Genomic DNA, 26,782 nt, shown 5'->3' on the forward strand with positions numbered 1-26,782 from the left:
TATCAGTCTCGAAAGCACTAGGAGTTGTCCAAGAGGTACTCGGCGTGAGGCAATCGCTGATTCGCCAGCAATATGAAAAACTGCCCCGGTCGTCACATCTCTGTCAATGTAGGTGAGATCAATTGCAGAACATCCGCACATGTGCGTGTGACCGCGACGCAGTGCGGCCGTGCCGTGATGGATACGCTGGCTCGGGTTCAGGATCTTGGAAGATACCTTGCAACTGCAAGCGCGCTCGTGCGCGTGCTCCACTCTACTAACGCGATCCGAGACTCGCAGCACCGCATGCGGCGCCTGATTCGCGAGCCTCGGAGAACGTGTGCAGCGAGCCCCTGGCCGAGCTGCAGACTTATCGCCCGCCCGAGCCCGAGCCGGAGCCGGCGCTGCCGCCGCCGGCCGGGCTGCCCATGTTGTTGGTGTTGGTGCCGCCGGCCGATGGTTGCTGCGCCCCCTTGCCGTCGCTGGCCTCGTTCTGCATGTTCGACGAACGTCCGGTCGTCATGCCCTTGGTGGCGGGACCTCGCGATGAGGGACCGACATCGCTTTGGCCTGAGGCGCTCGGCGCGGGTTGTGTCTGAGCGACGGCGCCACCGGTTGCAAGCGCCATGATGCATGTGGATGCCAAGATGATCTTCTTCATTGGATTCTCCTTGACTTACATTCCCAGACAATCCGCCTGCGCCAACGACGTTCCTGCCGCTTTGTAGTCACCCGTTCAACTCTATGCGGACTGACGTCGGGGGTTCCCGATTTCATCGACAGGGGCTATTCAGGATCGTCATTGTTGGTTGAGGAACGACGCATGAGGAAGATTGTCACCCTGGGAGCGGTTCTGCTCTGGTCCACCATCGCCTTCGCGCAGGATCGCACCATCACGGTCGCCTCGACCACGTCGACGGAGCAATCAGGCCTGTTCGGCCATCTGCTGCCGCTGTTCACGAAGGCCGAGGGCATTGGTGTTAAGGTCGTCGCCGTTGGCACCGGCCAGGCGCTGGATATCGGGCGGCGCGGCGATGCCGACGTGGTGTTTGTCCATGACAGGTCCGCCGAAGACAAGTTCATGTCGGAAGGGCAGGGCGTGAAGCGCTTCGACGTCATGTACAACGACTTCGTCATCGTCGGCCCGAAGAGTGATCCCGCAAAGATCGCCGGCGGCAAGGACGTTGCGGACGCGCTGCGCAAGATCGCGGCGGCGGGGGCGCTGTTCATCTCGCGCGGCGACAAGTCCGGCACGCATGCCGCCGAGCTCCGGCTTTGGAAGGAAGCGGGCGTCGACCTCGGCGCGGTAAAGAACGATTGGTATCGGGAGATCGGCCAGGGCATGGGTCCGGCGCTGAACATGGCCTCGTCGTCGAACGCCTATCTTCTGTCGGACCGCGGCACCTGGCTGTCGTTCAAGAACCGCGGCGAACTCGCCGTCCTGACCGAAGGGGACAAGCGGCTGTTCAACCAGTACGGCGTCATGCTGGTGAACCCCGCCACGCATCCGACCGTGAAGGTGAAGGACGGACAGGCCTTCATCGACTGGCTCGTCTCGTCGAAAGGGCAGGAGGCGATCGCCGGGTACAAGGTCGGCGGCGAGCAGCTATTTTTCCCCAACGCGTCCCACTAGCAGGAAGGCGATGGTCGACACCGCCACGCTGAGCGCGAGCAGGATCAGCCCGAGCCCCAGCGCCAGCGGCAGATCGCCCTTGCTGGTCTCCAGCGCGATCGCCGTCGTCATCGTGCGCGTGAAGCCGCGGACGTTGCCGCCGACGATGATGATGGCGCCGACTTCGGCGATAGCGCGCCCGAACGCCGCGAGAAACGCCGTCAGCAGCGAGGTCCGGCCGAGCGCGAAAAGAAGCGCCATGCTGCGAAAGGCCGAGAGGCCGTCGATCCGGGCCAGATCGCCATACTCGGCCCACAGCAGGCTCGCGGGCCGGTGCACCAGCGCCACCACGATCGGCGTCGCCAGCAGGGTCTGCGCGATCACCATCGCGGCCGGCGTGAACAACAGTCCGGCCATCCCGAACGGGCCGGACCGCGACAGCAGGAGATAGAGCGCGAGCCCCACTACGACCGGCGGAAGGCCGAGCAGCGCATTGGTGAGGATGATGACAACCTGACGTCCCCGGAAACGGGTGATCGCAAGCAGGGCTCCGAACGGTGCGCCGATCAGGAGCGCGGCGATGCTGGCGGTCAGGCTGACCCGCACCGACAATGCGACGATGCCGAGCAGCTCGGCGTCGGCCTCGGCGATCAGAGAGAGGGCGGAGCCGATGGAGCGTGCAAAGTCGTTCATCCGGCCTCAGGCAACTTCCTTCCGCGAGCCTCGCGCGATGTACGTTCTCGACGTTGCGGCTGCCAAAATCAAGACCCGGGGTGGCGGGCGGAAATCAGGACTGGACGGCGGAGGGCGCCGAGGTCTCAAAACCGGCCTCTGGAGCGTCTGAGGGCGTCGTTTGGAGCCCGTCTGGCGGCTTTATTCCAGCTATGGATGCTTTAAGGAAGGGGCTGGATCAGGTCGCAGCAGCCCGCTGGCGGTGCTAGACCCTGGTGCAGGAACAACAGGCCGTGTCGTGCCGGCGCGGGCCGCAAGGATGAAGGATAAGAGGCAATGATCCAGACCGTTGGCATCATCGGGGCAGGGACCATGGGGAACGGCATCGCGCAAATCTGCGCGGCAGCCGGGCTCTCGGTCGTGATGGTCGACATTTCCGATGCGGCCGTGAATCGCGGGATTTCGACCGTCGGCGGCAGCCTCGAGCGCCTGGTCAAGAAGGAGAAGATGTCGGCGGCCGATCGCGAAGCGACGCTCAAGCGCATCACCGGCACCACCGACCGGGCGAAGCTGTCGGGTTGCGACCTGGTGATCGAGGCCGCGACCGAAAACGAGGAGCTTAAGGTCAAGATCCTGAAGGATCTCTGCGCCACCTTGTCGCCGCGCACGCTGGTGGCGACCAACACCTCGTCGATCTCGATCACCAAGCTTGCCGCTGCGACCGACCGTCCCGACCGCTTCATCGGCATGCACTTCTTCAACCCGGTGCCGGTCATGGCTCTCCTGGAGCTCATCCGCGGCTTGCAGACCTCGGACGACACTCACGCCAAGGCGCTCGATTTCGCCCAGCGGATCGGCAAGGTGGCGATCACCGCGAAGAATAGCCCGGGCTTTGCCGTCAACCGCATCCTGTGCCCGATGATCAACGAGGCGATCTTCGCGCTTCAGGAGGGGATCGCGACGGCGGAAGAAATCGACGCCGGCATGAAGCTCGGCTGCAACCATCCGATCGGGCCGCTGGCTCTGGCCGACCTGGTCGGGCTCGACACCATGCTTTCGGTGATGGAGGTCTTCTACAAGGGCTTCAACGACCCAAAATATCGGCCAGCGCCACTGCTGAAGGAGATGGTCGATGCCGGCCATCTCGGTCGCAAGACCGGGCAGGGCTTCTACACCTATAGCGCCTGACCAGGGCGTCGGCGGCGGGCCTTTGGCGTCCGCCGCCGGATTCCGCACTTTGCGCTGCGACAAAGATGCCGCGCGCGATTGGCCCGACAATGTCGAATGGGCGGCCCGCGGAAACAACGGAACGGATAACGAAGGACATGTCGGATCGATTGAAGGCCGAGCGCGAGGCGGCGGCCGCACGGCGGAACGTGCTGACCCAGGATGCGATCGAGCGAACCGGGATCACCGAGGAAATGATCGGGGAACTCGTCACTCGCTTCTACGGGCGCGTGCGCGAAGATGCGCGGCTGGGGCCGGTGTTTGGGGTCGTACAGGACTGGGACGAGCATCTGGCCAAGCTCAGGGATTTCTGGTCCTCGGTCGTGCTGATGAGCGGCCGTTATCACGGCTCGCCGATGCGGGCACATCTGCCGCTGAGCCTGGTGAGCGATCATTTCGACCGCTGGCTCGATCTGTTCGAGCAGACCGCGCGCGAGGTCTGCCCACCGCCGGCGGCTGCGCTGTTCATCGACAAGGCACGTCGCATCGCCGACAGTTTTGAAATGGCATCGGCAACCGTAGCCGGTTCTATCGCCGCCGCGTCACGTGCTCAGGTCCTGACGCGACGGACGGCCCCGCAAGCTATGCGGATATAATTTGCGCAGCGCGGCGAAGAGCGCGCTGCACCAATTCCGGCGTTATCGGTCTGATCTGCAAAATTATCATGCCGGTCGCGCGGCGTAACGTTGAAACTGTGAAAACACGTTTGAATGCGTTCATCGTTGTTCAATCAAAGCGAGCAAAGCCATATTGATGCGCTGCGGCGCCAACTCCTCGCCTTTTTTTCGGCAGAGTTCCAGCGCCTGCTTGTGGCATGTCTCGCTCATCACTCACGACTCATTCCTCATCATCCGAGAGCATCACGGAACCCGAAGCCGGCGCTTGCCTCGAGCAGACGCGGCGAACGGTCCTGCTCGGTGCAATCGCCACCACCGCCTGCCTAGGTTGTTCCACGCATGCGCGCGCGAATGAGGAGCCGCCTGGCTCCGACGAACGGCCCCAGAAAGGCGATGTGCTCGTCTTCTCTGAAGGCGACAAGGAAGGAAAGCTCATCACCGCGGCCGACCTGCCTGCTGGCGGACCGCCGGTGCATGCCTGGCCGAAGGATCCCAAGACACAGGTGGTGCGCAGTGCCTCCCGGCTCAACGAGATCCTGATCATCAGGCTCGATCCCGCCGACCTCGACGAGAAAACCCGCGCGCGCGCCGTCGACGGCATCATCGCTTATTCGGCGATCTGCGCTCATGCCGGCTGTCCTGTCACCGCTTGGGTGAAGAGCGATGTCGGCGACAAGGAGGTGTTCAAGTGCATGTGCCACAACTCCGAATTCGACCCTCGCGCCGGCGCGCAGGTCGTGTTCGGACCGGCGCCGCGACGGCTCGCAGCGCTGCCGCTGGCGCTCGCTGACGGTTCGCTCAGCGTCGCCGGCAACTTCATCGGAAAGGTAGGTGGCGCGCAACCAGGATGACGGGCGGTGCGGGCCATGCCCGCGTCAGGAAAGGCCGCATCCGCCGATGGGCGGACGACGGGACGAGCGACAAGAATTCAAAACAAGAATTCACGACAAGAATTCGAACGGATGAAAAAGGGGAACGTCCATGACCAGGAAGCAATGGTTACTGTCCGGCTTCGTCGCCTTTACGTGTCTTGCCTCGACTGCCGCCGTGTGCGGCCCGATCGAAAATTATTCTCCGGTCACGGCGCAGCGCCTGGAAAATCCGGAGCCAAACAACTGGATGCTCTATCGGCGTACCTATGACGGGCAGGGCTACAGCCCGCTCGACCAGATCAACACCTCGAACGTGAAGAACCTCACGCCGGTCTGGACTTTTTCCACCGGTGTGGTCGAAGGCCATCAGGCGCCACCGATCGTCAACAATGGCGCGATGTTCGTGACGACTCCGATGGGACAGGTGATCGCGCTGAACGCGAAGACCGGCGACGAATACTGGCGCTACAAGCGGCAGCTCCCTGACGATCTGTTCCAGCTGCATCCGACCAATCGGGGCGTCGGCCTGTGGGAGGACAAGCTTTACCTCGCCACCACGGACGACCACGTGGTCGCGCTCGATGCCAAGACCGGCAAAGTGGTGTGGGACACCAAGGTGCAGGACTACAGGAAGGGTCAGTACTTGACCCTGATGCCGTTGATCGTCGATGGCAAGGTCATCGTCGGTGGCTCCGGCGGTGAGTTCGGCGTACGCGGCTATATCGTGGCTTATGATGCAAAGAGCGGCAAAGAGCTTTGGCGGACCTACACCATCCCCGGCGAAGGCGAACCCGGTCACGATACCTGGCAGGGCGACGACTGGAAGAACGGCGGCGGGTCGGCCTGGATGACCGGCAATTACGACAAAGAGACCAAGACGATCTATTGGGGCATCGGCAACGCGGCGCCATGGCCCGGCGAAACCCATCCCGGCGACAATCTCTATACTGCATCGGTGCTCGCGCTCGATCCCGACAGCGGCAAGATCAAGACCTATTTCCAATACCACCAGAACGATTCCTGGGATTGGGACGAGGTCGATGCGCCGATGCTGATTGATCTGCAACGCAACGGTCGCAACATCAAGAGCCTAGTCCATCCGGGACGCGACGCGATCTTCTGGGTGCTCGAGCGGACGCCGACCAAGATCAACTATGTCGCCGGCTGGCCGTTCGTCTACACCGACGTCTGGAAGGGCATCGACGAGAGCGGCAAGCCGATCGTCGATCCCGCGCACAAGCCGGTGATAGGCAAGCGCGTCGAGTTCTGTCCGTCGCTGTGGGGCGGCAAGGACTGGCCGTCGGCCGCCTACAGCCAGAGGACCGGCCTCGTCTACGTGCCGGCCAATGAGAACTTTTGCGGCGGGTTCACCGGCGAGAAGCTTCCGCTCAAGCCGGGCGAGCTCTGGCTTGGCACCAAGCCGGAAGACATCGGCCTGACGACGAGGCCGGGCGCGGATCATTTCGGCGAGCTCCAGGCCTGGGACCCCGTCACGGGCAAGAAGGTCTGGCAGCACAACTTCCCCAAGTCGCAGCTGTTCGGATCGGTCACGGCGACGGCGGGCGATCTCGTCTTCGTCGGCGGCACCAACGACCGCTACTTCCGAGCCTTCCACGCCAAGACCGGCGAGCTTCTGTGGGAACAGAAGACCAACTCCGGCATCGTTGGCATGCCGGTGTCCTATGAGATCGACGGCACGCAGTACATCGCGATCCAGTCGGGTTGGGGCGTGGACGCACAGCGCATCCAGGATGCACTCGTGACCAACAATATCGGTATCGAGGCCAACGTGCCGCAGGGCGGCGTCGTCTGGGTATTCGCGCTGAAGAAATAGCTCCGCGGGCGGATCGAAAGAGGCGGAGCAGCAGGGGGGTGGCGAATGCGGCGGACGGTAACGTCCGCCGCTTTTCTGCATGTGCCCTTGCCGTGCAGGCGCCAAGCCTATTTCCCGGAGCGCTCGACCTTGTCCTTTTCCTTCTGGTTCATCTCACGAATCTTGGGATCCGGATTGTGCTGCCCGGTGGTCTGGGTGGTCGAGGCGGGCGGGGCGCTGGCATTGGGAAGCGAGTTCTGGTCCGGCGCGGTGGGGCGCGTCGCCGTGGTCGGCGGCGTCGTATTGCTCTGCGCGAATGCGCCGGAGGCCGTCAGAAGAAAGGCGCCCGACAGCAACGAGACTGCGAGCGCCCTGGAGATGTTGATCATCGATCTGCTCCTGTAAGATCGATGGAAACGGCGCGAGGCCGCTTCTGTTCCGTCTCACGCCTCCAGTTGCTTGCCGATCGGAAGCGAGCGGATACGTTTTCCCGTCGCGGCGAAGATCGCGTTGATCAGCGCCGGTGCGAATGGCGGCACGCCGGGCTCACCGACGCCGCTGGGCGGCGTGTCTGCCGCGGCCGGCACGATGTAGACGTTGGTCACCACGGGAGAGTCGTCCATCCTGACGACCTGGAAGTCGTCGAAGTTCTTCTGTTGGACCTTGCCGTCCTTGAAGGTGATCTCGCCGTATTTGGCGAGGCTCAGCCCCATGATCGCGGCGCCCTCGATCTGCGAGGCGATCCGCTCGGGGTTGACATAGGTACCGCAATCGATCGCCGTGTCGACCCGCGGCACCGTCAACTTGCCCTTGTCGTCGACCGCGACCTCGACGATGGTCGCGATGTAGCTGACGAAGCTGCGGTGCACGGCGATGCCGAGGCCGTGGCCCTTCGGCACCTTCCGGCCCCACTCACCCTTCTCGGCCACCAACTCGACCACCTTGCGCAGACGCGCGGTATCGATCGGGTAGCTGTCCTGGGGCTCACCGTAGTTCCAGAGATCCTTCACCTCGGGCTTGACGATGCGCGGGCTGCCAATCAGGGCGAGGAGTGTCTCCTTCTGGTCGCGGCCGGTCGCCTGCGCGATCTCGCTGACCATCGATTGCACCGCGAAGGCGCGCGGGATGTTCGAGACCGAGCGGAACCAGCCGATGCGGGTGAACGCCGCAGCTTCCGGATTCTCGCAGGAGATGTTGGCGATCTCGAACGGCATGTCGACAAGGCCCATGCCGATCTCGAAGGGCGCCTGGTGTACGGTCCCGGCAGCGAACGTCGAGGCGATGCTGGGGGCCACGCTGCGATGGCGCCAGGCGATCACCTTGCCGCTCTTGTCCAGACCTGCCTCGATCCGCTCGACCGAGACCGTATGCAGGAAGCCGTTATGGAGGTCGTCCTCGCGCGTCCACTGCACCTTCACCGGTGCTCCGAGCTCTTTCGAGAGCAGCGCGGCCTCGATCGCAAAGTCGCATTTCGACTTGCGCCCGAATCCGCCACCCAGCAGCGTGACGTTGACCGTCACGTTGGCCTCCGGAATGCCGAGCGTCTTGGCGACGTCCTCGCGGGTGCCGCCCGGACTCTGCACCGGCGCCCAGATCTCCGCCTTGTCGCCCTTGACGTCGGCGACTGCGACCGGCGGCTCCATGGCGACGTGGGCGAGATGGGGAAGATAGTATTCGCCGACGATCACCTTGTCGGCGCTCTTCAAGGCGGCGTCCGCATCGCCCTCCTTGCGCAGGACGAGGCCGGGCTTGCGCGAGGCCTCCTCGAGCTCCTTGCGATAGGCGACCGAGTCGTATTTGCCGTTGGGACCGTCGTCCCAAGTCAGCTTCAGCGCATCGCGGCCCTTGATCGCCGCGCCGGTGTTGCGCGCGATCACGGCGACGCCGCCGAGCGGCTGGAACTTGGACGGCCACGGCCAGCCGCGCACCTGCATCACCTTCTCGACGCCGGGCACTTTCAGTGCCGCCTCCGGCTCGAACTTGACCAGCTTGCCGCCGGTTACAGGCGGGCGGGCGATCACGGCATATTTCATGCCGGGCAGCCGCACGTCGGCGCCGTAATGCGCCTTGCCGGTGGTGATGTCGTGGAGATCGACGATGCCGATCTGGCCCTTGCCGAGATAGCGGAAGTTCTTGGGGTCCTTCAGCTTGAGGCCCTCGATGCTGGGCACCGATTCCTTGGCTGCGTCGGCAGCCAGCTCGCCGAAGCCGAGCTTACGCCCGCTGGCGCTGTGGACGACCTCGTGATTGACGGCCTTGACCTCGGTCGCCGGTACGCCCCAGCGCTTCGCAGCCGCCTGCTCCAGCATGGTGCGGGCAGAGGCGCCGATCTGCCGCATCGGGATCAGATAGTGCCGCGTGCTGCGCGAGCCGTCGGTGTCCTGATTGCCGAACTTCACCTCGTCGCCGTGGGCCTGCTGAACCTTGACCTTGGACCAGTCGGCCTCCATCTCCTCAGCCACGATCAGCGGCAGGCTGGTGCGCACGCCGGTGCCCATTTCCGAACGATGCCCGACGATGGTCACGATGCCGTCCGGGGCGACCGAAACGAATACGCGCGGATCGACCACGACGCCGTGCGGCATCTTTCCCGCACCGGTCTCATAGGCAAGCGCCTGGCGCGACATCACCGGTGCGGCGAGCACGAAGCCGCCGGTAATGCCGAGACCCTTCAGGATGCTGCGGCGCGAGACCTTCTCGACCCTGATGTTCTTTTCGAAGCCGCGAAGCTTGCTGGGATTGTCGATGAAGTTCATGTCACACTCCCGTCGATGCGAGATGGACGGCGTTCTCGATGCGCTGGTAGCAGCCGCAACGGCAGATGTTGCCGGCCATCCCTTCGCGGATCTGGTCGTGCGAAGGTTTCGGGTTGTCCATCAGGAGGGCTGCCGCCTGCATGATCTGGCCGGCCTGGCAGAAGCCGCATTGCGGCACGTTGACCTGCCGCCAGGCTTTCTGCACCGGATGATCGCCGGTCGGATGCAGCCCTTCGATCGTGGTGACCTCACGCCCGGCGACGTCGTTGACCGACGTGATGCAGGCGCGCACCGCCTGCTTGTCGACGATGACGGTGCAGGCGCCGCACAGGGCCTGGCCGCAGCCGTATTTGGTGCCGGTCAACCCGGCCTCGTCGCGCAGGAACCAGAGTAGCGGGAGATCCGGGTCGCCGTCCCAGCTCTGTTCCTGGCCGTTGATCTTCACCTTGATCATGATCATCCCTCACTCTTCATAAGTATGCCAAATGTAGAACTGGCCGACGCCAGTCGGCGCAATGCCAGTTGCGTCGTCTCGTCACATTCCGGCCCACGATCCGGCACGGGCAGATCCCGGCACGAGGCAGGAACGCGAATCTCGATGTTCAGATGTGTGTTCGATACCTCCCGTTTTTGTTCTTAATTGATTGTATTTCGCGCGGCATCGTGACGACCCGATCGTAACAGAGATCGCGCCGTCCCGGCGTTCACAGCCGGGTGTTCTCAGCGGGAAAAGATTGCATCGATGATTTGTCAAAAGCAGGGCGCGTGATCGCGCCGCTCGACCGCGCGCGTTCGCAGCCAGGGGGACGAAAAAAGCTTCGTCCGCCAGAAGATTGCGCGGACGAAGCAGGATGCCTCAGTCGAGGGAGGGAGAAACGCAGGGCCGGGTCTTCAAGACGGAAGGTGGCGGCGCTGCGCAGTCATTCAGAAGACCAGGACTGAGGGAGCTCGTCACCCTCGTATACGCGCAAGTTGCGGAGGCGGCGGCATCGCTGCAATCGCCCCCGGGGGCCGGGGCCCGTCCGGTTCGCTGGCGCTGGTCGAGGCCGGCGATCGGACGGGGTCGGCGAACGTCAGGCGGCCTTGCTCAGGCGGCTTTGGCTTTGGCGACGTGGGTCGCGATCGCATCCATCAGCGCTGGTGACAGGCAATCATAGGGCTCGAGCCCGATTTCCTTCAGCCGCGACCGGATGCCCGTCATCTGCTCCGGCTTCACGCCGGCTTCGATCACCGAGGAGACGAAGGCGGCGAATTGTGGCGCCTGCGAGCCCTGTTCCTGGAACAGCTCGGGATGGATGAAGTCGAGGCCGTAGAACGGATGGCCCGTGTTCTCGATGCGGCCATACATGTGCGTTCCGCATGCCTTGCACGCGTGGCGCTGGATCACCGCGGAGGCATCGACAACCTGGAGCTTGTCGCCGTTCTCGAGCACCGTGACGTTCTGGCGCGGCACCACGGCGACGACGGAGAACGTCGCGCCCTGCGGCTTCCAGCACTTGGTGCAGCCGCAGGCGTGGTTATGCGCGACGTCGCCCTTGATGCCGACCTTGACTTGGTGGTCCTTGCATTTGCAGACCAGCGTGCCGCCGGCGAAGCTGCCGCTGCCCTGTTTGAGGCCATTGTCGATCGAGGGATGGAGTGCAACAGTCATGGGTCGATCCTCCTTGGGGGTGACGCTTTCGAGCTAGAACACGACGACTGAACGGATGGATTTGCCCTCGTGCATGAGGTCAAAGCCCTTGTTGATCTCCTCGAGCTTGAGCACGTGGGTGATCATCGGATCGATCTGGATCTTTCCGTTCATGTACCAGTCGACGATCTTCGGCACGTCGGTGCGGCCGCGCGCGCCGCCAAAGGCGGTGCCGCGCCAGTTGCGCCCGGTGACGAGCTGGAACGGGCGGGTGGCGATCTCCTTGCCAGACTCGGCAACGCCGATGATGATCGAGGTGCCCCAGCCGCGATGGCAGGCTTCCAGCGCCTGGCGCATCACCGTCGTGTTGCCCGTGCAATCGAAAGTGTAGTCGGCACCGCCGTCGGTGAGGCCGACGAGATGCTGGACGATGTCGCCGGTGACCTTCTTGGGGTTGACGAATTCGGTCATGCCGAACCTGCGGCCCCAATCCTCCTTGGCGTCGTTGATGTCGACGCCGATGATCTTGTCGGCGCCGGCCATCTTGGCGCCCTGGATTACGTTGAGGCCGATGCCGCCGAGGCCGAACACGACCACGTTGGAGCCCGGCGTGACCTTCGCGGTGTTGACGACGGCGCCGACGCCCGTGGTGACGCCACAGCCGATGTAGCAGCTCTTGTCGAAGGGGGCGTCCTCGCGGATCTTGGCGACCGCGATCTCCGGCAGCACGGTGAAGTTCGAGAAGGTCGAGCAGCCCATGTAGTGGTAGACCGGCTTGCCCTTGTAGGAAAAGCGGCTGGTGCCGTCGGGCATCACGCCCTTGCCTTGCGTCGCGCGGATCGCGGTGCAGAGATTGGTCTTCTGGCTGAGGCAGCTTTTGCACTGCCGGCATTCCGGCGTGTAGAGCGGGATGACGTGGTCGCCCGGCTTCACCGAGCTCACGCCGGGACCGATCTCGCGGATAATGCCTGCACCCTCATGTCCCAGGATCGACGGGAAGATTCCTTCGCTATCGAACCCGTCGAGCGTATAGGCGTCGGTATGGCAGATGCCCGTTGCCTTGATCTCGACCAGGACTTCGCCGGCCTTCGGTCCTTCCAGGTCGACCTCGACGATCTCGAGCGGCTTCTTGGCTTCGAAAGCAACGGCGGCACGTGTCTTCATCGTAAGCTCCTCAAATTCTCATAGGACGCCAGGACGTCGTCTCGGCAATCCCGGCAACGTTCACTTATTGCCCATGCAGGCGTCTTCCGCCTTGGTGTACTCCGGTGTCTTGTCTTCCTTCTTGGCGGGACGCTGCCGGCCCCAAGCTTCGGTGGAGCGGGCGCGCAGATAGACGTAGAGATCGTCCATGTAGCAGGCGACGTTCGGGTTGTCGCCGAAGGCCGGCATGACGTTCTCCTGCGCGGTCGAGATGTTCTTGCGACCGGAGGCGATTACGCCGATGAAGTCGCCGTAGCTCATCGACTTGACGGAATCCTTGAGCGCCGGCGCGTAGGTCGAGCCCATGCCGTCGGGGCCATGGCAGACATGGCAGTCGGAGTGATAGCGGCGATATCCGGAATAGGTGAACCAGTCCACGGTGCCGTCGGCCGAAATCTTGTAGGTCGGTGTTCCTTCCTTATCGAGCCACTTTCCGTCGTCTTCCTTCTTCACGGCGGTCGGGTCGCCCGGACCGTCCGCGACCGCAAATCCTCCGGACGCAACCAGAATCGTCGCAGCAATGACAGAGCAGATTTTACGCAAGAGATTCATCCTCGAAGGAGCCCGGGGGGACGAGCCGGCGCGTGGAGTTAATCCACGCGCCGGAGCGATGCTGATGGGGCCTAGTTGTTCGGCAGCGAGAACACGGTCAGCGTACCGCCGAGTGCCGTGTAGTTGCTGAGAGCCGCATAGCCACCGACTGCGCCGAGACCTGCGGTCGGATCGGTCAGACCCGCCGCCAGACCGATGCCGGCCCAGCCGCCGACGCCGGAGAGCACTGCGACATACTGCTTGCCGCCGTTCTCATAGGTCGTGACGTTGCCGATGATGCCGGAGGGAGTCTTGAACTTGTAGAGCTCCTTGCCGGTCTTGGCGTCGACCGCCTTCAGGTAGCCTTCGAGCGTGCCGTAGAACACCACGCCACCGGCGGTAGCGAGCGCACCCGACCAGACCGAGAACTGCTCCTTGTTCGACCAGACGATCTTGCCGGTCTTGCCGTCCCAGGCGATGAAGTTGCCCATGTGGGTTTCACCCTGCGGCGGATACATCGAGAGCGTCGCACCCACATAGGGCTGGCCCGCGGTGTAGCTCACCTTGAACGGCTCGTAGTCCATGCAGACGTGGTTGGTCGGAACGTAGAACAGCTGCGTGTCCGGCGAGTAGGCCGCCGGCTGCTCGTCCTTGGTGCCGAGCGCGGCCGGGCAGATGCCCTTCGTGTTCTTGTCCTCTCCGCCAGCTTCCGTCGAGTACTGGGTGACCACCTTCGGACGGCCGTAGGTCGGGGAGTTCTTGTCCATGTCGACGCCGGAGGTCCAGTTCACCTTCGGATCGTACTTTTCGGCGACCAGCAGTTCGCCCGTCGCGCGGTCCATGGTGTAGGCGAGGCCGTTTCGGTCGAAATGCGTCAGCAGCTTGCGCGGCTGGCCGTTGATCGACTGATCCGAGAGGATCATTTCGTTGACGCCGTCATAGTCCCATTCGTCATGAGGCGTCATCTGGTAGACCCACTTGGCCATTCCGGTGTCCGGATTGCGCGCGAAGATCGTCATTGACCATTTGTTGTCGCCAGGACGCTGCTTGGGATTCCAGGTCGAGGGATTGCCCGATCCGTAATAGACCAGGTTCAGCTCGGGATCGTAGGAGATCCAGCCCCAGGTGGCGCCGCCGCCGATCTTCCACTGATCGCCTTGCCAAGTCTTGAGGCTCGAGTCCTTGCCGATGGGCTTACCGAGCGCAGTGGTCTTCTCGGGGTCGACCAGGATCTGGTCATCCGGGCCTCCCGAGTATCCGCGCCAGACCTGCTTGCCGGTCTTGATGTCGTAGGCGGTCATGTGGGCCTGAACGCCGAACTCGCCGCCGGAGATGCCGACCAGCACCTTGTCCTTTACGACCAACGCTGCCGATGTGCCGGTCTCGCCTTTGCCGGGATCGCCGTTCTTGGCGGACCATGCAACCTGACCAGTCTTGGCATCGAGCGCGACGAGGGTGGTGTCGGCCTGATGCAGGAAGATCTTGCCGTCGCCGTAGGCCAGGCCACGGTTAACGGTGTCGCAGCACATCACCGGAATGACGTTCGGATCCTGCTTCGGCTCGTACTTCCAGATGATTTTGTTCTCCTGCGAAAGGTCAAGAGCGTAGACCTTGTTCGGGAACGGCGTATGGACGTACATGATGTTGCCGATGATCAGCGGACCGCCTTCGTGGCCGCGCAGCACGCCGGTGGAGAAGGTCCAGGCAACCTGGAGCTTGCCTACATTCTGTGCGGTGATCTGGTTGAGCTTGGAATAGCGGGTGTTGGCGTAGTCGCCCGCCGGCATTACCCAGTCTTTCGGGTTCTGCGACATCTTGATCAGCTCGTCATTGGCTGAGGCGCTCCCGACGGCGAGAGCCGCCGCTGAGCCAAGAAAGGTCGCCAGTAGCACCTTGCGCATAGTTATTCCTCCGTTGGTCTCGTTTATTGTTTCCGAAGCAATGCTCAATCGCCGGGCTTCTCGTCCGGCGTCTGCTCGTGCAGGGCGGTCACGATTGGGACCAGAAACGATGCTGTGCTGTTTCCTCCTCCTGATGAGAGCCACGGGTCCACGTGCAGGAGCGGCCCGTTCTTGTTGTTCCTGCCGCAATCCCTAACGACTTCGCCATCGGGAAACTTGCCCAAGAGAGAAGCCGGTTTGCTCGACAGCGCACGGAGGGAAAGATTTTGATTTTGCAGTAGCGAATTCAGCGGCTTCCGCGCGGCATCCAGGCCGCTTCCAGCGATCAGGTTCCCCTTGACGGCGCTGCAACTAAGGCGGAGGATTACGTTTCTAGGGTGGCAATGGAACGATGGCGCTCGTGCCAATAGACCGCTCAAATTCGAGGTAAACGTCACGCAATCATGGCTGAGGGCTCCGGCAGCGCTGGTCGCGATTCGCGTCGAATCTCCGGATCAAACCAGTGGCTGGATTAATGTCCGACACCATTCACACGCTCTCGACGACCGGTATGACGCCGAAGCGCCAGATCCAGAGCTGGATCGACGGGCTGACGAGCCTGTGTGGGCATTTCGACGTCGACCCGCTGGAGGCGTCCTCGCTCGAAGGCCGCATCGACTACACGAGCGTCTCGCGCCTGAAGCTCTGCCAGATCGAGGTGAGCCAGCATCGCATCGCGCACACGCTGGCACGCGCCAAGGCCAATGAACACCCCTACATCAAGATCCACTTCCAGACCTATGGCGTGTCCTATTTCGAGCAGGAAGGCCGCCACATCGAAATCAATCCCGGCGATATCATCGCCTATGACGTCTCCTGCCCGCATTCGATCATCAGCCCTGCCTTCACGCGTCACGACGTGGTGATTGTGCCGAAGGCGCTGCTGCGCGACCGCGGATTCCCGTCGCAGCGGATGCCCGCCTGCAAGCTGACGTCGAAGACGGGCACGGGGCGGATCGCACACGAGTTCGTCCATGCCACGTTCGACGAGGCGGCCAAGCTGTCGGCGAACAGCGCGGTCGGCGTCGCTGATTCGCTGATCGACCTGCTACTGCTGCCGTTGCGCGAAGCGGACACGATGTTCGACCGGGTCGGCCCCGAAGCGATGTATGTGCGCGCGCAATTCTTCATCCGCGAGCATCTGCGCGACCCGGATCTGTGCATCGACCAGATCTCCGCCGAGCTCGGCTGCTCCAAGCGCTATCTGCACATGCTGTTCTCGGAGCGTGGCACCACGGTGAGCGACTACATCTGGCAAGCGCGCTTGCAGAACTGCCGCCAGGAACTCGAGGCTCACGCCGGCAAGACCATCACCGACGTCGCGTTCTCCTGGGGCTTCTCCAGCTCATCGCATTTCAGCCGGGTGTTCAGGAAATACTTTGGCGTGGTGCCGTCCTCGATCCACAAGGCGCAGCAGGGCACGGCGAGTTCGGGCGAACACTAGCCGCTTTCCAGCGAACGCTCCACGCGAAGACCGTCGGACCGGTCGCGCGGACGGCGATGTTTCACGCGGACGAGGCGACATAGGGAATGCCGGCCACGAGGGCGACGAGCGCCACCGCGTTCCCCAGCATTCCGCTCCAATGCAGCCGGCGCAACCGACGCGGCGCATCGGCATCCCCGGCCTCCCTTGCGCTGAGCTGGTCGTCCACTCTTTGCATGAACCAGCGGCGTCCCCAGATCGCCACGGCAGCGATCATGCCAACTCCCAGCGCGGCAAGCAGGCGGCCGTCGAGGAGGAGGGCCACGGTTCCAATGATGCCGGCGACGCGCATCACCAGAAAATGGGCGTTGAACATTCCGCGCAGCAACTGGGCGACGGGCTGGATATCGAGCCTCACCAGCAGGAAAGCGGGCGAGGCCAGCGTGAAATAGCTCATCGGAAACAGCAGGATGATCATAACGGCGACGGCGACTGCATCCGGTGTCATGCGATCGGCCTTCCTGTCCGCAGAGGTGTGCAATCATAGCGGGAAATTGCGCTTCCGACACTAGGCTTTTGGTCGGAAGTCGCGGCCGAAGCGCGCCGGCGCGGCGCATTACGCTTCGCCTCGAGCCTCAGGCCGGCTCGAGGCCGAGCGACTTTGCGCTCTCGATCCAGATCGGCAGTTCGCGCTGATACAGTTCGTTGGTCTCTTTGAAGCCGATCGCGGGCTCGAGCACGAAGGTCGTGAGAACCTCCTTCACTTTCGGATCGTTGTTGGCCGCGACGCAGAGCTCCGCCAGGCGGTCGACGATCGGCTGCGGCGTTGCCTTGGGCAAGGCCCAGCCCGAAAAGCCGCTCACGGTGAAGAATTTCGAGGTGGCGCCCTGCTCCGGGAGGGTCTTGATGGCAGGGATCGCGTCGACCTTCTTCGAATGTACCGCGAACACGGTGCCGCGGTCGCTTTGCAGGACCGACTGTGCTGCGGTGTAGCTTCCCATCGCGGCATCGAGCGTGCCCTCGAGCATCCCCGTCCACATCGGAGCCTCGCCGCGGTAATGGACCGGCTCGATGTTGAGGCCGTACTGCTTGTTGAGTTCGTTGATCGTCATGTGCGGGGCCGAGCCCGCGCTATAGGTGCCGAAGTTCACCCTGCCGCTCTTGCGGGCGAATGCGACAAAATCCTCCAGCGTCTTGACCCCGGTCTTCGGGTTCGCCACCAGCAACAGGCCGGCGCCCGGAATGACGCTGACGAGCGTCAAGTCCTTGTCCATCTCGTAGCCGGGATTCTTCATCACCACCCGGTTCATGATGTAGGTGGTCGAGATTGAGCACAGGATGGTATGGCCGTCGGGCTCGGCGCGGGCGACCTCCGCCGTGCCGATCGCGCCGGAGGCGCCCGGCTTGTTCTCGACGACCACAGGCTTGCCGACCTGCTTGGAGATGAATTCGCCGTAGGCGCGCGCGAGCAGGTCGGTCTGCCCGCCGGCGGGATAGCTGCAAATCATGCGAATCTGCCGCGCCGGCCATGTGCCTTGTGATGTAGCTTGCGCAGAGACGCTGCGCGAGATGAAAGGCATTGCGAATGCGCCGGCTCCGGCGGCGATGAAGTGGCGGCGATCGATTTTTGTGGACATGATTCTCTCCCGGTTTTGGGCAGGGTACTGCACCAGGCTGGTGCTGCCACGGGCCTCAGGCGAGACAGATTGGCGCATTCGCTGCATCATCCCTCATTCACGGGATGCGTGCGCAGCACCGGACCCGAATCCATAGTGTTTGCTGCGCGTCCGGAACCAGCCTCACCGCTGAATGATCTTCGTCCAGACGTCGCCCAGAATCGCGGGCTCGCGCGGTGGCAGGTAGGTGAGGCCGGCCTGCCTGCCGAGTTCGGCGATCCTGCCCTCGGCCGCGAGCGTGCTCAGCGCCTTGTTGACGGCGTCGATCAGCGCGCCATCGCCGGCAAGTCCGACATAGCCGCGATTGGCGCCGATCGGATAGTAATAGCCGGACGCCTTCAGCGTACTGTCGGGGTGCGCGGCGCGATGAGCGTCGAAGCGCGCGAGATCAATCAGTGTCGCGTCATGGTCGCCGCGCTGGAGCGTGCCCAAGAGATCGTCGCGGCCGGGGACGAGATGGGTGATGCTGTCGATCAGCCGCCCCTTCTCGTAGGTCATCAGGATCGCGTCGCCGAGCGAGCCGCTTTCGACGACCAGACGGAGCCCGGCGAGATCGCCGATGTCGCCGATCTTGCGGCCGCTTGCCTTCGGCCCGAGCACCACCGTCATGGGCGAATAGACGTAAGGCTGGCTCGGCGCGAGCACGCCGAGCGTGACGCGGCGCCGGCGATCGTCGCGTTTGGCCCCGGTGAAACCCGGCAAGCGCGCCGTCTTCATTCCTGGGACGACGAGCGAATCCTGGGTCAGCGCATAGCCGCCGACGAGCGAGCAGCGCCCATCGGAGAGCAGAGCGTTGGCTTCGAGCTGTGGGCTCGCATCCTCGTCCAGCTTGCTCTCGAACCACTGGATCGTCAGCGGCCGTCCGAGCCGCTCCGCGATCGCCTGAGCCAGCAGCACGTCGAAGCCGGCAGCCGGTTTGCCGCGCTGATGCATCGAGAGCGGCGGCCGGTCCTCGTCGAGGCAGATTTTCAGGGGATCGTCGGCCGCAAGAGCGACCGATGCCATCGTCGACAGAACAGCCGAGAGGCTCCATGCGATATGCCGGCCCCTCATGGCTTTCTCCGGCTCGAGATGAAGGCCCAGAGATCCCCGATCTGATCGTCGCTGAGGATGTCGCCCCAGGGCGGCATCTTGTTGTTCTTGCCGTTCTTTACCGTGGTGACGAAGCGCGTCCTGTCGTCGGGGATGGCGCGCAGATCCGGCGTGATGGTGCCGGAGTTCATCAGGTTCGGCCCGTGGCAGTGCGAGCATTTCTCGGCATAGGTCGACTTGCCGTGGTCGATCTGCGCCTGCATGGGATTGCCGGTTGGCTCGTCGGCGGCACGAACGATCGCCGCAAGCGCGACCGTCAGCACCAGGGCGGCGGCGAAGGTCGCCGCCGTCCTGTCAAAAATTTCTCTCAGCATCATGCCGGGGATTACTGCTTGACCGCAAAGACCCAAAGCGACCCGCCGGGCGGCACCTTGGCAAGCCGCTCGTCGCCGGAGAACAGCGAGTAGACGCCGCCATAACCGCTGGTCACCGCGACATACTGCACGCCGTCCTGCTGCCAGGTCACCGGCTGCCCCTCGATGCCGGACCCGGTCTGGAACTGCCAGAGCTTCTTGCCGGTGTCGGCGTCGAAGGCCTCGAACTCCCCGGTCAGGGCGCCCGAGAACACAACGCCGCCCGCGGTCGACAGCACGCCTGAGAAGCGTGGAATGTCGCTCGGCGCTTCCCACTTCGACTTGCCCGTCATCGGGTCGATGGCCTTGAGGTGACCGCGCGGTCCGTCCCCGAACTCCCACGGATCGGTCAGGTCCATGCCGAGATACCATTCACCCTGCTTGAAGGTTACGGGCTCGGCCTTGTATTTGCCGCCGAAGTTGAGCGTGTTGGCGTAAGCGAGGCCGGTCTGCGGATTGAACGACATCGGCTCCCAGTTCTTGCCGCCGAGGATCGAGGGATAGACCGTCACCTTCTTGCCCTCGCGCGCCTCCTTGGCGACGTCGGTCTCGATCGGACGGCCCGTCTTCATGTCGACGCCGGTCGCCCAATTCACCTTCACGTAAGGGTTGGCCGCCAGCAGCTTGCCGTTGGTGCGGTCGAGCACGTAGAAGAAGCCGTTGCGGTTGGCATTCATCAGCGTCTTGGTCGGCTTGCCCTCGACGTTCACATCCGCGAGTACCATCTCGGCGACCGCGTCGTAATCGAACGGATTGTTCGGCGAGAACTGGTAGTGCCATTTGATCTTGCCGGTCTTGGGGTCCATCGCCAGCACGGAGCAGGTGTAGAGATTGTCGCCCGGGCGCACCGCTGAATTGAACGGGCCGGGATTGCCGATGCCCCAATACACGGTGTTCAGCTCGGGGTCATAAGAGCCAGTGATCCAGGTCGAGCCGCCGCCGAGCTTCCAGGTGTCGCCCTTCCAGGTGTCGCCGCCGGGCTCTTCCGGTGACGGGATCGAATGGGTGCGCCACAGGTGCTTGCCTGTCGCCGGATCCCAGCCGTCGATGAAGCCCCTGGTGCCGAACTCGGCGCCGGAGACACCGGTGATGACGACGCCGTCGGCGACCAGCGGGGCCACCGTCATCGAATAGCCTTCCTTGATGTCGGCGGCCTTCTGACGCCACAGCTCCTTGCCTGTCTTTGCGTCAATCGCAACCACGTTGGCATCGAGCGTCGTGCGAAACAATTTGCCCTCGTGGATTGCGACGCCGCGATTGATGATGCCGCAGCAGACGATTCGGGGCGTCTCGGCGGGATATTCGATCTTGCTCTTCCAGATCTGCTTGCCGGTCTTGGCGTCCACCGCCATGGTCGCATTGTGCGAGGTCACATAGATCACGCCCTGATAGACTATGGGCTGGGATTCCTCGCTGCGATCGTCGTTGAAAGAGTAATTCCAGATCGGGACAAGGTTCTTGACGCTGTCCTTGTTGATCTGGTTCAGCGTCGAGAAGCGCTGCAGATGGTAACCCATCCCGTAATTGAGAACGTTCGATGTATCGGTCGCGCCTTTGACCAGTTGCTCGGTGGTCTGTGCGCTTGCACAAGTCGATGCAAGCATGACGAGGCTCGCGGCCATCGCAAAGCGTTTCATCCGTTCCTCCCAATATGCGCGCCTTTTGACGCTGCGGAAGCAAATCTCCGTCGGAAACCAAAACGCGTCAATACGAAAGTCGAAGGTGTCGTGCCGATATCGTTGGATGCGAATGTCGGTCACCTCACGGAAACCGGCTCCGCTTGCGCGGAGACGCTGGGAAATTCCGCACCACGAAGCACCTCCGGTTCGAACTGGTCAGGGCGAGCGTTCCGATTCCGCGAGTTGCGGCGCGCGCAAGTTGCATTTCGGACTTGAACCGGGAGCCGCTTGGGGATTTATCTCGTTGCTGCTCCGGCTCGCACCGGGGGCTTTGTCTGGGAGGACTTGATGATTTTGCGCCACTCGATTGCGCTTGCGCTCACGATTGCATTGTTGTCCGGTCCGGCTTGGTCGGCCTCCGGCAACGCGGTCAAGTTGTTCGATACCGACAATGACGGCACGCTCGATCTTGCCGAGGTGAAGAAGGCGGGTGCCGCATTGTTCGCAAAGCTCGATCCCGATCGCGACGGCACGCTTGACGCGCGCGAATTGCGCGGACGGTTGACGGCGAAACAACTCGCCGCCGCCGATCCCGACCGCGATGGGACGCTGACGCTCGACGAATATCTGTCGGTGGTCGAGCAGCGCTTCAATGCAGCCAATCCGGACAAGGATGGAACGCTGGATGGGAAGGAGATGAACTCGCGCCCGGGCCGAACGCTGCTGCGATTGTTGCAGTGAGTGCAACGGAACAGAGGGGGGGCGGGTGGCTCTTGCGAGCATTTCCGCTCCGAAACTCGGAACATCGGGCAGCTCGGCCTGTTCTCTTCGCAATGTCCTGCCAGGCGCCGGGGCGGCGCGGCGGGAGAAGAGGAGATGCAGATGAACACGAAACGTTCCGTTCTTGCCGCCTGCGCGATCCTGGTGTTGAGCGCCGGCGCTGCCATCGCGGGCCCGTGCAACACGGGCAGCGCCAGCACCGACAAGGATGCCGGTTCTGGTCCGGTCACCGTAGGCTCGGCGCAGTCGCACTCGTCCAGCTCGGCGGGCGACAGCAGCCAGCATCCGCCGACCAGCACGATGAATCGCGCGAGCGGTGAAACGCCGGCATCATCCGAGGATGCGCAGCGGCAGATGCAGAGCCAGCCGACGGCGGCTCAGCGGGCCGACGGTGCGAAGCCGGACGCCGCGATGGCCGACAAAGGCTGCTGACTGCGCAGTGTCGTCGGTGTCGATTCGATGCGCGGTGCGTCGCACAAGGCAGTGACTCGGCAAGCGTCCTGCAGGTCTGTTTGACCAAGAGGGAACTGGCTTTGTCCCAGAGAGAAATACCGTCGCGAAGAATCGACACAGACGCGCTCGACAGCCGAATCGAGGCTTGAACTGCAATTGACGCAGCCCTAGGTTTTGCGCCGCGCGATGTCGCGCTCAATACCTTGGGAGACCCCGAATGGCTTGGAAAGCTCCGAAGATCGTGGAAGTGCCGGTCGGCATGGAAATCAACATGTACGCCTGCGCTTCGCGCAAGTAAGACTGACGACCTGCCGCGGCTTCGATGGCAAACGCCGTCGGAGCCGTGGTAGTGTCAGGAATGCGCGCGAGAGCCAACAGCGTCTGCACTATTGCTGCCTGTACGGTCGCGCTTTTACCCGTATGCGTCAGCGCCCAGGAAGGCTTCGATACCGAGCACATCTTCGGCTTCATGATCGGCACCGATGTCGGCAATCCCGGCGAACGCGAATTCCAGACCCAGACGACCGGCCGCCTCGGCAAGGGCGGCACATATCGCGCCCTCGAGCACGAGTTCGAGATCGAAGTCGTGCCGCTGCCGAACTTTCGCGTCGAGGTCGGCGGCACCGCCAGCTTCCACGACATCACCGGCGTCCCCGATATCGACGACCGCCGCCAGCTCAACTTCCAGGGCGGTTCGCTCGACCTGCGTTATCGCCTGCTCGACCGCGAGCGCGCGCCGTTCGGTCTCACCATCGCCGCCGAGCTCCATGGTGACCGCATCGACGAGACCAGCGGTGCTAAAGGGCGGATGTACGGCACCGAATTCACCCTCGCCATCGACCGCGAGCTCATCCCGAACTTCGCCATCGGCGCCCTCAACCTGATCTATCAGCCGGAATGGGCGCGCTTCGAGATGGCGGGAGTGTCCGAGAAGAGCTCGACGATCGGGGCGGCGTTTGCCGGCCTGGTGCGCCTGCGGCCCAATGTGCTGCTCGGCGGGGAGGTGCGCTACTTCCGGCAATATGAAGGCATCGGCCTCGCGGAGTTTTCCGGCCAGGCGCTATTCGTCGGCCCGACCGCCTATTTCCAGCTATCGGAGCGCTCACGGCTTACCCTGAGCTGGAGCATGCAGGCCTGGGGTCGTCCGGCCGGGTCATCCGCAAATCTCGACCTCGTCAATTTCGAGCGCCACCAGGCCCGGATGGTGTTCGGGGTGAATTTTTAGCTCGGGAAATCGTCATGCCCGGGCCTATCCCGCCTGCACGGCTGAAACCGCTTTCGCCGCGGCGGAGGGCCAGGCATCCACGTTCAGTTCCCCGCCTGTTATCACTCAACCAGACTTGAAACTTCCCCCTCCGTGGAACGTAACCTTTCGTGCTAAACTTGTTCGCCCTTGCGAGAGGATCCCGGCATGAACCCGATTGACCTGGTGGTGACCGTGTGTGCGGTGCTCTCGCCCGCGACCTGCGAGGAGCAGCATCTGATGTTCAACTATAGTGGGTCGCCGCAGCAATGCGCCATGGCCGCGCCGCCTTATATCGCGCAATGGGTCGAAGAACACCCGAAGTGGCAGGCGGTGCGGTGGCGCTGCGAATACCCCCGCCCGAACGACAAGGCGTAAGGCGCAACGGCCTGTTCGAGCGTTTGACCTATTTGGTACAGTCCTTCAGGTCCTTGTCGGCGATCGAGAACACTGCGTCCGCCCTGATTTCGATGTTGCGAACGACGCACTGCCGCGCGCTGGGATAGCTGACCTTGGCGTCGTAGCGGCCCGGCTCGACGCCGGTAATGCGCAGCCGCTCGTCGTGGTCGACCTCCTTGTCCTTGTCGTTCAAACACAGGTTCGGGCCCCAGTCCGTCTTGCCGGCGGGTGAGAGCTGGAAGCCGGAGATCGTTTCCGTCGTCAGGTTCCAGAGCCTGATGCCCTTGCCCTTGGCTTGCGCCAGCGCCGCACCCGGCACTGCGACCAAGAGGATGCCGATCGCAATCAGCCTAAGCCGCATTGGTGAACCTCCCTCGACAACGTTTGCTTCAGTTGACCACGAGTTTTCATTTCGATTCAAGCTGCAAGGTTGGGAGCTCCGCCCTGATCCTGCCGAGTTCGGCCTCACTGCGCATCGCGCGCGGAATGGCAATCGGGACTTCCTGCACGATGCGCGCGGGGCGCGGCGACAAGAAGAACAGGCGGTCGCCGAGCCGGATCGCATCGTCGAGACTGTGGGTGACGAGCAGCGTCATCACCGGGCGGCTCGCCACCAGCGTTGCGATCTCGTCGCGCAAGCGGCCGGCGAGCGCGTCGTCGAGCGAGGCGAGGGGCTCGTCGAGCACCAGCAGATCGGGCTCGACTGCAAAGGCGCGGGCGAGCGCGACGCGCCGGGCAAGACCAAGCGACAACTCGCCGGGAAAGTGGCTGCGATGCGCGTCCAGCTCGAGAATCCGGAAAAGCTCCGACAGCTTTGCCTCGGTCACGTCGGGCGCCGCCAGCCGCACATTCTGCTCGACCGAGCGCCACGGCAACAGTCGCGGCTCCTGGAACACCATTCCGATCCGCGCCTGCGGTGGACGGGCGACATGGCCCCTGAAATCGCCATCGAGCCCGAGGATGATACGCAGCATCGTGCTCTTGCCGCAGCCAGAGGGGCCAATGAGCACGCCGACCTCGCCAGGGTTAAGCACGAATTTGAGCGGTGCAAGCACCTCGTGCATCCCGCCGGCGGCACTTTTGAACGTCTTGCCGGTAATTTCGACCTCAAGCCGCACGGGGCCGCCACCGTGTTGCGCGGGCTTCGAATGGCTGCACCAGCAAGGTTTCGATCACGAGCACGACCGCGGCGAATGTCAGCGAATAAGCGAGCAGCCGCGGCGTGTCGAACAGCTGAAAGGCGACGCCGATCTCGAAGCCGACGCCGTTCGGACGCCCAAGCAGCTCGGCGACCAGTACGATCTTCCACACCAGCGACAGTCCGGAGCGGGCCGCGGCGGCGATATAGGGCGCAAGCTGCGGCAGCACGACATGGCGGAATGCGCGCCAACGCGGCATCGCGAACACGCTCGCCATCTCGTCGAGCGAGCGGTCGAGCGCACGGGTGCCCTCGCGCAAGGTGACGACCGCCGTCGGCAGCTTGTTGATGGCGATCGCCGCGATCGCGGCGGTCTCGGTCAGTCCGGCCCAGATATAGGCCAGCACGATCACGACCAGCGCAGGCAGATTGAGCAGCAGGATCAGCCAGGGATCGCCGAGCCGGTCCGCGAGCCTGACCCGTCCCATCAGGTAGCCGATCGCGCTGCCTAGCGACATCGCCAGCACGAAGGCGAGCGTGACCCGCGCCAGCGTAGCGCCGAGATGCAGGAACAGCGCGCCCGATGAGGCTTCCGCGATCATCACCTCGAGCACGGCCGGCGGGGAGGGCAGCTTTGCGCCGCCGACGAACAGTGCGGCAATCCACCAGGTCACGAGGAACAGGGCGAACGACAGAAGACGCAGCACCTCAGTCTCCGGGCACGGCGTGATAGAAGGTGCCGGGATCGAGTTCGGCGGCGGGGCCGACGAGGTCGCGGCCGCCGATCTCGGCCAGCACGCGGTAGAGCACGCGCGCATCCTTTTCTTCGTCCTCGATGCTCCGGCGCGGAATGCCCTCGCGATAGCGGTCGCGATAGGTCTTGAGCAGGGTGGCATCGCTCGTGCCGGTCAGTGGCGCGATCTTGTCCCAGGCCGCATCCGAGCTCACCAGCAGCTGCTTGGCCTTGCGGGTCATGGCGATGAAGCGCGCCACCGCTTCGCGATGGCTCGCGGCCCAGCTCTCGTCAAAGACATAGCCGACCGCCGAGACAGCGCCCTTGGCTCCAAGCTTCGGCAAGATGTCCTCGATGCCGGCGAGGCGCTTAAAACCTTTGGCTTCGAGCTGGGCGCAGAAATTCCAGAAATTGAGGCTTGCATCCATCTCGCCGTCGAGGGATTTGGCGGCGATCAAGGGCGGAGCGCCATAGGCGATAGTTGCCTCCGTCTTCAGGTCGATGCCGTCCTGCTTCATGCGCGCCTGGAGCAGCAGCCAGCTCTTGTCGATGGCTCCGCCGGCAACCGCGAGCTTGCGCCCCTTCAGGTCAGCGAGCGACTTGATCGGCGACGAGGCCGGGACCATCACCGCGCCGAGCGCGCTGGAATAGGGATAGAAGGTGAGCTTGGCGCCGAGCGCCCGCTCACGCGACACCCACAGCCAGTCCGACAGGATGATGTCGGCGCTGCCTGCGCGCATGGCGATCTTGCCGGCCTCGGTGCTCGCGAGCTCGGAGACTTCCAGCGAGAGGTCCGCCTCCTTGTCGAGACCGTTCGCGCGGATCGCAGCCAGCTCCCAGGAGAATGTTCCGGTTTTCTGCACCGCAAGGCGAATGGTATCCGCGGCGCGCCCGGGTGCGGCCAGCGTCAGCGCCAGCGCCGTTGCGAGCGCCAATGTTCGACCAAGTGCCCTTGTCACACCGAGTGCTCTCATCACCTTGTGAGCCGTTTCCTCTGACAGAGTTCTTTTCAGGACAATAC

Annotated in this window: 29 protein-coding genes; 11 read left to right on the plus strand and 18 right to left on the minus strand. The window is 63.6% G+C overall.

Features of this window, described 5'->3' with window-relative positions:
* Nucleotides 1-349: 349 nt before the first annotated feature.
* A complete protein-coding gene (locus ACFDR6_RS19655; protein ID WP_317240590.1) occupies nucleotides 350-640 on the minus strand; it encodes a hypothetical protein in 291 nt (96 codons plus the stop codon).
* Between the two features lie 162 nt (nucleotides 641-802).
* On the opposite strand from ACFDR6_RS19655, the gene ACFDR6_RS19660 reads away from it, so the two are divergent.
* Nucleotides 803-1,612 (plus strand): ABC transporter substrate-binding protein, encoded by an 810-nt coding sequence (locus ACFDR6_RS19660; protein ID WP_375859218.1) that lies wholly within the window; start codon nucleotides 803-805, stop codon nucleotides 1,610-1,612.
* Here the strand turns inward: ACFDR6_RS19660 and ACFDR6_RS19665 are convergent.
* On the minus strand, nucleotides 1,586-2,284 hold the full coding sequence (locus ACFDR6_RS19665) for an ABC transporter permease (RefSeq protein WP_212080985.1): 699 nt from the start codon (nucleotides 2,282-2,284) through the stop codon (nucleotides 1,586-1,588). The genes ACFDR6_RS19660 and ACFDR6_RS19665 overlap by 27 nt on opposite strands.
* Before the next feature lie 315 nt (nucleotides 2,285-2,599).
* On the opposite strand from ACFDR6_RS19665, the gene ACFDR6_RS19670 reads away from it, so the two are divergent.
* The 4 genes from ACFDR6_RS19670 (at nucleotide 2,600) to ACFDR6_RS19685 (ending at nucleotide 6,813) form a co-directional block, all read left to right on the plus strand.
* On the plus strand, nucleotides 2,600-3,451 hold the full coding sequence (locus tag ACFDR6_RS19670; RefSeq protein WP_375859219.1) for a 3-hydroxybutyryl-CoA dehydrogenase: 852 nt from the start codon (nucleotides 2,600-2,602) through the stop codon (nucleotides 3,449-3,451).
* Nucleotides 3,452-3,684: 233 nt separating this feature from the next.
* Nucleotides 3,685-4,086 carry a group III truncated hemoglobin gene (locus ACFDR6_RS19675; protein ID WP_375859560.1) on the plus strand — a complete coding sequence of 134 codons (402 nt, stop codon included), beginning with the start codon at nucleotides 3,685-3,687 and terminating at the stop codon, nucleotides 4,084-4,086.
* A 218-nt stretch (nucleotides 4,087-4,304) separates the two neighbouring features.
* A complete protein-coding gene (locus tag ACFDR6_RS19680) occupies nucleotides 4,305-4,958 on the plus strand; it encodes a QcrA and Rieske domain-containing protein (RefSeq protein WP_375859220.1) in 654 nt (217 codons plus the stop codon).
* 130 nt (nucleotides 4,959-5,088) lie between these two features.
* Nucleotides 5,089-6,813 carry a methanol/ethanol family PQQ-dependent dehydrogenase gene (locus tag ACFDR6_RS19685; protein ID WP_212080989.1) on the plus strand — a complete coding sequence of 575 codons (1,725 nt, stop codon included), beginning with the start codon at nucleotides 5,089-5,091 and terminating at the stop codon, nucleotides 6,811-6,813.
* Nucleotides 6,814-6,920: 107 nt separating this feature from the next.
* Here ACFDR6_RS19685 and ACFDR6_RS19690 read toward each other — a convergent pair whose 3' ends face one another.
* The 7 genes from ACFDR6_RS19690 to xoxF5 all read right to left on the minus strand — a co-directional run bounded on the left by ACFDR6_RS19690 (nucleotide 6,921) and on the right by xoxF5 (nucleotide 14,813).
* The gene (locus ACFDR6_RS19690; protein WP_212080990.1) at nucleotides 6,921-7,181 is read right to left on the minus strand and encodes a hypothetical protein; all 261 of its coding nucleotides are present in this window, start codon (nucleotides 7,179-7,181) and stop codon (nucleotides 6,921-6,923) included.
* A 54-nt stretch (nucleotides 7,182-7,235) separates the two neighbouring features.
* Nucleotides 7,236-9,548, minus strand: coding sequence for a xanthine dehydrogenase family protein molybdopterin-binding subunit (locus ACFDR6_RS19695; protein WP_375859221.1), 2,313 nt, complete (start codon nucleotides 9,546-9,548; stop codon nucleotides 7,236-7,238).
* A 1-nt stretch (nucleotide 9,549) separates the two neighbouring features.
* Nucleotides 9,550-10,002: a (2Fe-2S)-binding protein gene (locus tag ACFDR6_RS19700; protein ID WP_060737855.1), complete on the minus strand. Its 453-nt coding sequence runs from the start codon at nucleotides 10,000-10,002 to the stop codon at nucleotides 9,550-9,552.
* Between the two features lie 633 nt (nucleotides 10,003-10,635).
* On the minus strand, nucleotides 10,636-11,199 hold the full coding sequence (gfa, locus tag ACFDR6_RS19705; protein ID WP_212080992.1) for an S-(hydroxymethyl)glutathione synthase: 564 nt from the start codon (nucleotides 11,197-11,199) through the stop codon (nucleotides 10,636-10,638).
* 33 nt (nucleotides 11,200-11,232) lie between these two features.
* Nucleotides 11,233-12,342 (minus strand): S-(hydroxymethyl)glutathione dehydrogenase/class III alcohol dehydrogenase, encoded by a 1,110-nt coding sequence (locus ACFDR6_RS19710; RefSeq protein ID WP_317240584.1) that lies wholly within the window; start codon nucleotides 12,340-12,342, stop codon nucleotides 11,233-11,235.
* A gap of 60 nt (nucleotides 12,343-12,402) precedes the next feature.
* Nucleotides 12,403-12,933 (minus strand): c-type cytochrome, methanol metabolism-related, encoded by a 531-nt coding sequence (locus ACFDR6_RS19715; protein WP_249153027.1) that lies wholly within the window; start codon nucleotides 12,931-12,933, stop codon nucleotides 12,403-12,405.
* A 71-nt stretch (nucleotides 12,934-13,004) separates the two neighbouring features.
* On the minus strand, nucleotides 13,005-14,813 hold the full coding sequence (gene xoxF5, locus ACFDR6_RS19720; RefSeq protein WP_212080994.1) for a lanthanide-dependent methanol dehydrogenase XoxF5: 1,809 nt from the start codon (nucleotides 14,811-14,813) through the stop codon (nucleotides 13,005-13,007).
* Nucleotides 14,814-15,327: 514 nt separating this feature from the next.
* Between xoxF5 and ACFDR6_RS19725 the strand changes: the two genes are divergently transcribed.
* Nucleotides 15,328-16,296, plus strand: coding sequence for a helix-turn-helix domain-containing protein (locus ACFDR6_RS19725; protein WP_212080995.1), 969 nt, complete (start codon nucleotides 15,328-15,330; stop codon nucleotides 16,294-16,296).
* 61 nt (nucleotides 16,297-16,357) lie between these two features.
* Here ACFDR6_RS19725 and ACFDR6_RS19730 read toward each other — a convergent pair whose 3' ends face one another.
* The 5 genes from ACFDR6_RS19730 to ACFDR6_RS19750 form a co-directional block, all read right to left on the minus strand.
* Nucleotides 16,358-16,783 (minus strand): hypothetical protein, encoded by a 426-nt coding sequence (locus ACFDR6_RS19730; protein WP_212080996.1) that lies wholly within the window; start codon nucleotides 16,781-16,783, stop codon nucleotides 16,358-16,360.
* A gap of 127 nt (nucleotides 16,784-16,910) precedes the next feature.
* Entirely contained in the window at nucleotides 16,911-17,912 is a 1,002-nt protein-coding gene (locus ACFDR6_RS19735) for a Bug family tripartite tricarboxylate transporter substrate binding protein (protein ID WP_375859222.1), read from the minus strand.
* A 162-nt stretch (nucleotides 17,913-18,074) separates the two neighbouring features.
* On the minus strand, nucleotides 18,075-19,004 hold the full coding sequence (locus ACFDR6_RS19740) for a substrate-binding periplasmic protein (RefSeq protein ID WP_375859223.1): 930 nt from the start codon (nucleotides 19,002-19,004) through the stop codon (nucleotides 18,075-18,077).
* On the minus strand, nucleotides 19,001-19,357 hold the full coding sequence (locus ACFDR6_RS19745; RefSeq protein WP_375859561.1) for a c-type cytochrome: 357 nt from the start codon (nucleotides 19,355-19,357) through the stop codon (nucleotides 19,001-19,003). Before ACFDR6_RS19745 ends, ACFDR6_RS19740 begins: the two co-directional genes overlap by 4 nt.
* Nucleotides 19,358-19,368: 11 nt before the next feature.
* On the minus strand, nucleotides 19,369-21,033 hold the full coding sequence (locus tag ACFDR6_RS19750) for a methanol/ethanol family PQQ-dependent dehydrogenase (protein ID WP_212080999.1): 1,665 nt from the start codon (nucleotides 21,031-21,033) through the stop codon (nucleotides 19,369-19,371).
* Between the two features lie 330 nt (nucleotides 21,034-21,363).
* Here ACFDR6_RS19750 and lanM point away from each other — a divergent pair, with 330 nt between their 5' ends.
* The 5 genes from lanM (at nucleotide 21,364) to ACFDR6_RS19775 (ending at nucleotide 23,869) form a co-directional block, all read left to right on the plus strand.
* Nucleotides 21,364-21,756 (plus strand): lanmodulin LanM, encoded by a 393-nt coding sequence (gene lanM, locus ACFDR6_RS19755; protein WP_375859224.1) that lies wholly within the window; start codon nucleotides 21,364-21,366, stop codon nucleotides 21,754-21,756.
* Nucleotides 21,757-21,891: 135 nt separating this feature from the next.
* Nucleotides 21,892-22,227: a hypothetical protein gene (locus ACFDR6_RS19760; protein ID WP_375859225.1), complete on the plus strand. Its 336-nt coding sequence runs from the start codon at nucleotides 21,892-21,894 to the stop codon at nucleotides 22,225-22,227.
* Nucleotides 22,228-22,465: 238 nt separating this feature from the next.
* Complete coding sequence (gene pqqA / locus ACFDR6_RS19765) at nucleotides 22,466-22,546, plus strand: pyrroloquinoline quinone precursor peptide PqqA (RefSeq protein ID WP_008562446.1); 81 nt, start codon at nucleotides 22,466-22,468, stop codon at nucleotides 22,544-22,546.
* Between the two features lie 24 nt (nucleotides 22,547-22,570).
* Nucleotides 22,571-23,473, plus strand: a complete 903-nt coding sequence (locus tag ACFDR6_RS19770) for a DUF6662 family protein (protein WP_375859226.1) — start codon at nucleotides 22,571-22,573, stop codon at nucleotides 23,471-23,473.
* Nucleotides 23,474-23,659: 186 nt separating this feature from the next.
* On the plus strand, nucleotides 23,660-23,869 hold the full coding sequence (locus tag ACFDR6_RS19775; protein WP_212081003.1) for a hypothetical protein: 210 nt from the start codon (nucleotides 23,660-23,662) through the stop codon (nucleotides 23,867-23,869).
* Between the two features lie 28 nt (nucleotides 23,870-23,897).
* Here the strand turns inward: ACFDR6_RS19775 and ACFDR6_RS19780 are convergent, their stop codons facing one another.
* From ACFDR6_RS19780 to ACFDR6_RS19795, 4 genes are read right to left on the minus strand one after another with little or no spacing between them, the layout of a single operon-like run.
* Nucleotides 23,898-24,251 carry a hypothetical protein gene (locus ACFDR6_RS19780; protein WP_212081004.1) on the minus strand — a complete coding sequence of 118 codons (354 nt, stop codon included), beginning with the start codon at nucleotides 24,249-24,251 and terminating at the stop codon, nucleotides 23,898-23,900.
* Nucleotides 24,252-24,297: 46 nt separating this feature from the next.
* Nucleotides 24,298-25,008, minus strand: coding sequence for an ABC transporter ATP-binding protein (locus ACFDR6_RS19785; protein ID WP_212081005.1), 711 nt, complete (start codon nucleotides 25,006-25,008; stop codon nucleotides 24,298-24,300).
* Complete coding sequence (locus ACFDR6_RS19790; RefSeq protein ID WP_317240575.1) at nucleotides 24,998-25,735, minus strand: ABC transporter permease; 738 nt, start codon at nucleotides 25,733-25,735, stop codon at nucleotides 24,998-25,000. Before ACFDR6_RS19790 ends, ACFDR6_RS19785 begins: the two co-directional genes overlap by 11 nt.
* A 1-nt stretch (nucleotide 25,736) precedes the next feature.
* A complete protein-coding gene (locus tag ACFDR6_RS19795) occupies nucleotides 25,737-26,735 on the minus strand; it encodes an ABC transporter substrate-binding protein (RefSeq protein WP_375859227.1) in 999 nt (332 codons plus the stop codon).
* Nucleotides 26,736-26,782: the final 47 nt, after the last annotated feature.

This window comes from Bradyrhizobium tunisiense (genome assembly GCF_042263385.1).
Lineage (GTDB): Bacteria > Pseudomonadota > Alphaproteobacteria > Rhizobiales > Xanthobacteraceae > Bradyrhizobium > Bradyrhizobium tunisiense.

Coding starts and splice junctions, on each gene's coding strand:
- ACFDR6_RS19655 (WP_317240590.1), bottom strand. CDS start 640: ATGAAGAAGATCATCTTGGCATCCACATGCATCATGGCGCTTGCAACC.
- ACFDR6_RS19660 (WP_375859218.1), top strand. CDS start 803: ATGAGGAAGATTGTCACCCTGGGAGCGGTTCTGCTCTGGTCCACCATC.
- ACFDR6_RS19665 (WP_212080985.1), bottom strand. CDS start 2,284: ATGAACGACTTTGCACGCTCCATCGGCTCCGCCCTCTCTCTGATCGCC.
- ACFDR6_RS19670 (WP_375859219.1), top strand. CDS start 2,600: ATGATCCAGACCGTTGGCATCATCGGGGCAGGGACCATGGGGAACGGC.
- ACFDR6_RS19675 (WP_375859560.1), top strand. CDS start 3,685: ATGATCGGGGAACTCGTCACTCGCTTCTACGGGCGCGTGCGCGAAGAT.
- ACFDR6_RS19680 (WP_375859220.1), top strand. CDS start 4,305: ATGTCTCGCTCATCACTCACGACTCATTCCTCATCATCCGAGAGCATC.
- ACFDR6_RS19685 (WP_212080989.1), top strand. CDS start 5,089: ATGACCAGGAAGCAATGGTTACTGTCCGGCTTCGTCGCCTTTACGTGT.
- ACFDR6_RS19690 (WP_212080990.1), bottom strand. CDS start 7,181: ATGATCAACATCTCCAGGGCGCTCGCAGTCTCGTTGCTGTCGGGCGCC.
- ACFDR6_RS19695 (WP_375859221.1), bottom strand. CDS start 9,548: ATGAACTTCATCGACAATCCCAGCAAGCTTCGCGGCTTCGAAAAGAAC.
- ACFDR6_RS19700 (WP_060737855.1), bottom strand. CDS start 10,002: ATGATCAAGGTGAAGATCAACGGCCAGGAACAGAGCTGGGACGGCGAC.
- gfa (WP_212080992.1), bottom strand. CDS start 11,199: ATGACTGTTGCACTCCATCCCTCGATCGACAATGGCCTCAAACAGGGC.
- ACFDR6_RS19710 (WP_317240584.1), bottom strand. CDS start 12,342: ATGAAGACACGTGCCGCCGTTGCTTTCGAAGCCAAGAAGCCGCTCGAG.
- ACFDR6_RS19715 (WP_249153027.1), bottom strand. CDS start 12,933: ATGAATCTCTTGCGTAAAATCTGCTCTGTCATTGCTGCGACGATTCTG.
- xoxF5 (WP_212080994.1), bottom strand. CDS start 14,813: ATGCGCAAGGTGCTACTGGCGACCTTTCTTGGCTCAGCGGCGGCTCTC.
- ACFDR6_RS19725 (WP_212080995.1), top strand. CDS start 15,328: ATGTCCGACACCATTCACACGCTCTCGACGACCGGTATGACGCCGAAG.
- ACFDR6_RS19730 (WP_212080996.1), bottom strand. CDS start 16,783: ATGACACCGGATGCAGTCGCCGTCGCCGTTATGATCATCCTGCTGTTT.
- ACFDR6_RS19735 (WP_375859222.1), bottom strand. CDS start 17,912: ATGTCCACAAAAATCGATCGCCGCCACTTCATCGCCGCCGGAGCCGGC.
- ACFDR6_RS19740 (WP_375859223.1), bottom strand. CDS start 19,004: ATGAGGGGCCGGCATATCGCATGGAGCCTCTCGGCTGTTCTGTCGACG.
- ACFDR6_RS19745 (WP_375859561.1), bottom strand. CDS start 19,357: ATGCTGAGAGAAATTTTTGACAGGACGGCGGCGACCTTCGCCGCCGCC.
- ACFDR6_RS19750 (WP_212080999.1), bottom strand. CDS start 21,033: ATGAAACGCTTTGCGATGGCCGCGAGCCTCGTCATGCTTGCATCGACT.
- lanM (WP_375859224.1), top strand. CDS start 21,364: ATGATTTTGCGCCACTCGATTGCGCTTGCGCTCACGATTGCATTGTTG.
- ACFDR6_RS19760 (WP_375859225.1), top strand. CDS start 21,892: ATGCAGATGAACACGAAACGTTCCGTTCTTGCCGCCTGCGCGATCCTG.
- pqqA (WP_008562446.1), top strand. CDS start 22,466: ATGGCTTGGAAAGCTCCGAAGATCGTGGAAGTGCCGGTCGGCATGGAA.
- ACFDR6_RS19770 (WP_375859226.1), top strand. CDS start 22,571: ATGGCAAACGCCGTCGGAGCCGTGGTAGTGTCAGGAATGCGCGCGAGA.
- ACFDR6_RS19775 (WP_212081003.1), top strand. CDS start 23,660: ATGAACCCGATTGACCTGGTGGTGACCGTGTGTGCGGTGCTCTCGCCC.
- ACFDR6_RS19780 (WP_212081004.1), bottom strand. CDS start 24,251: ATGCGGCTTAGGCTGATTGCGATCGGCATCCTCTTGGTCGCAGTGCCG.
- ACFDR6_RS19795 (WP_375859227.1), bottom strand. CDS start 26,735: ATGAGAGCACTCGGTGTGACAAGGGCACTTGGTCGAACATTGGCGCTC.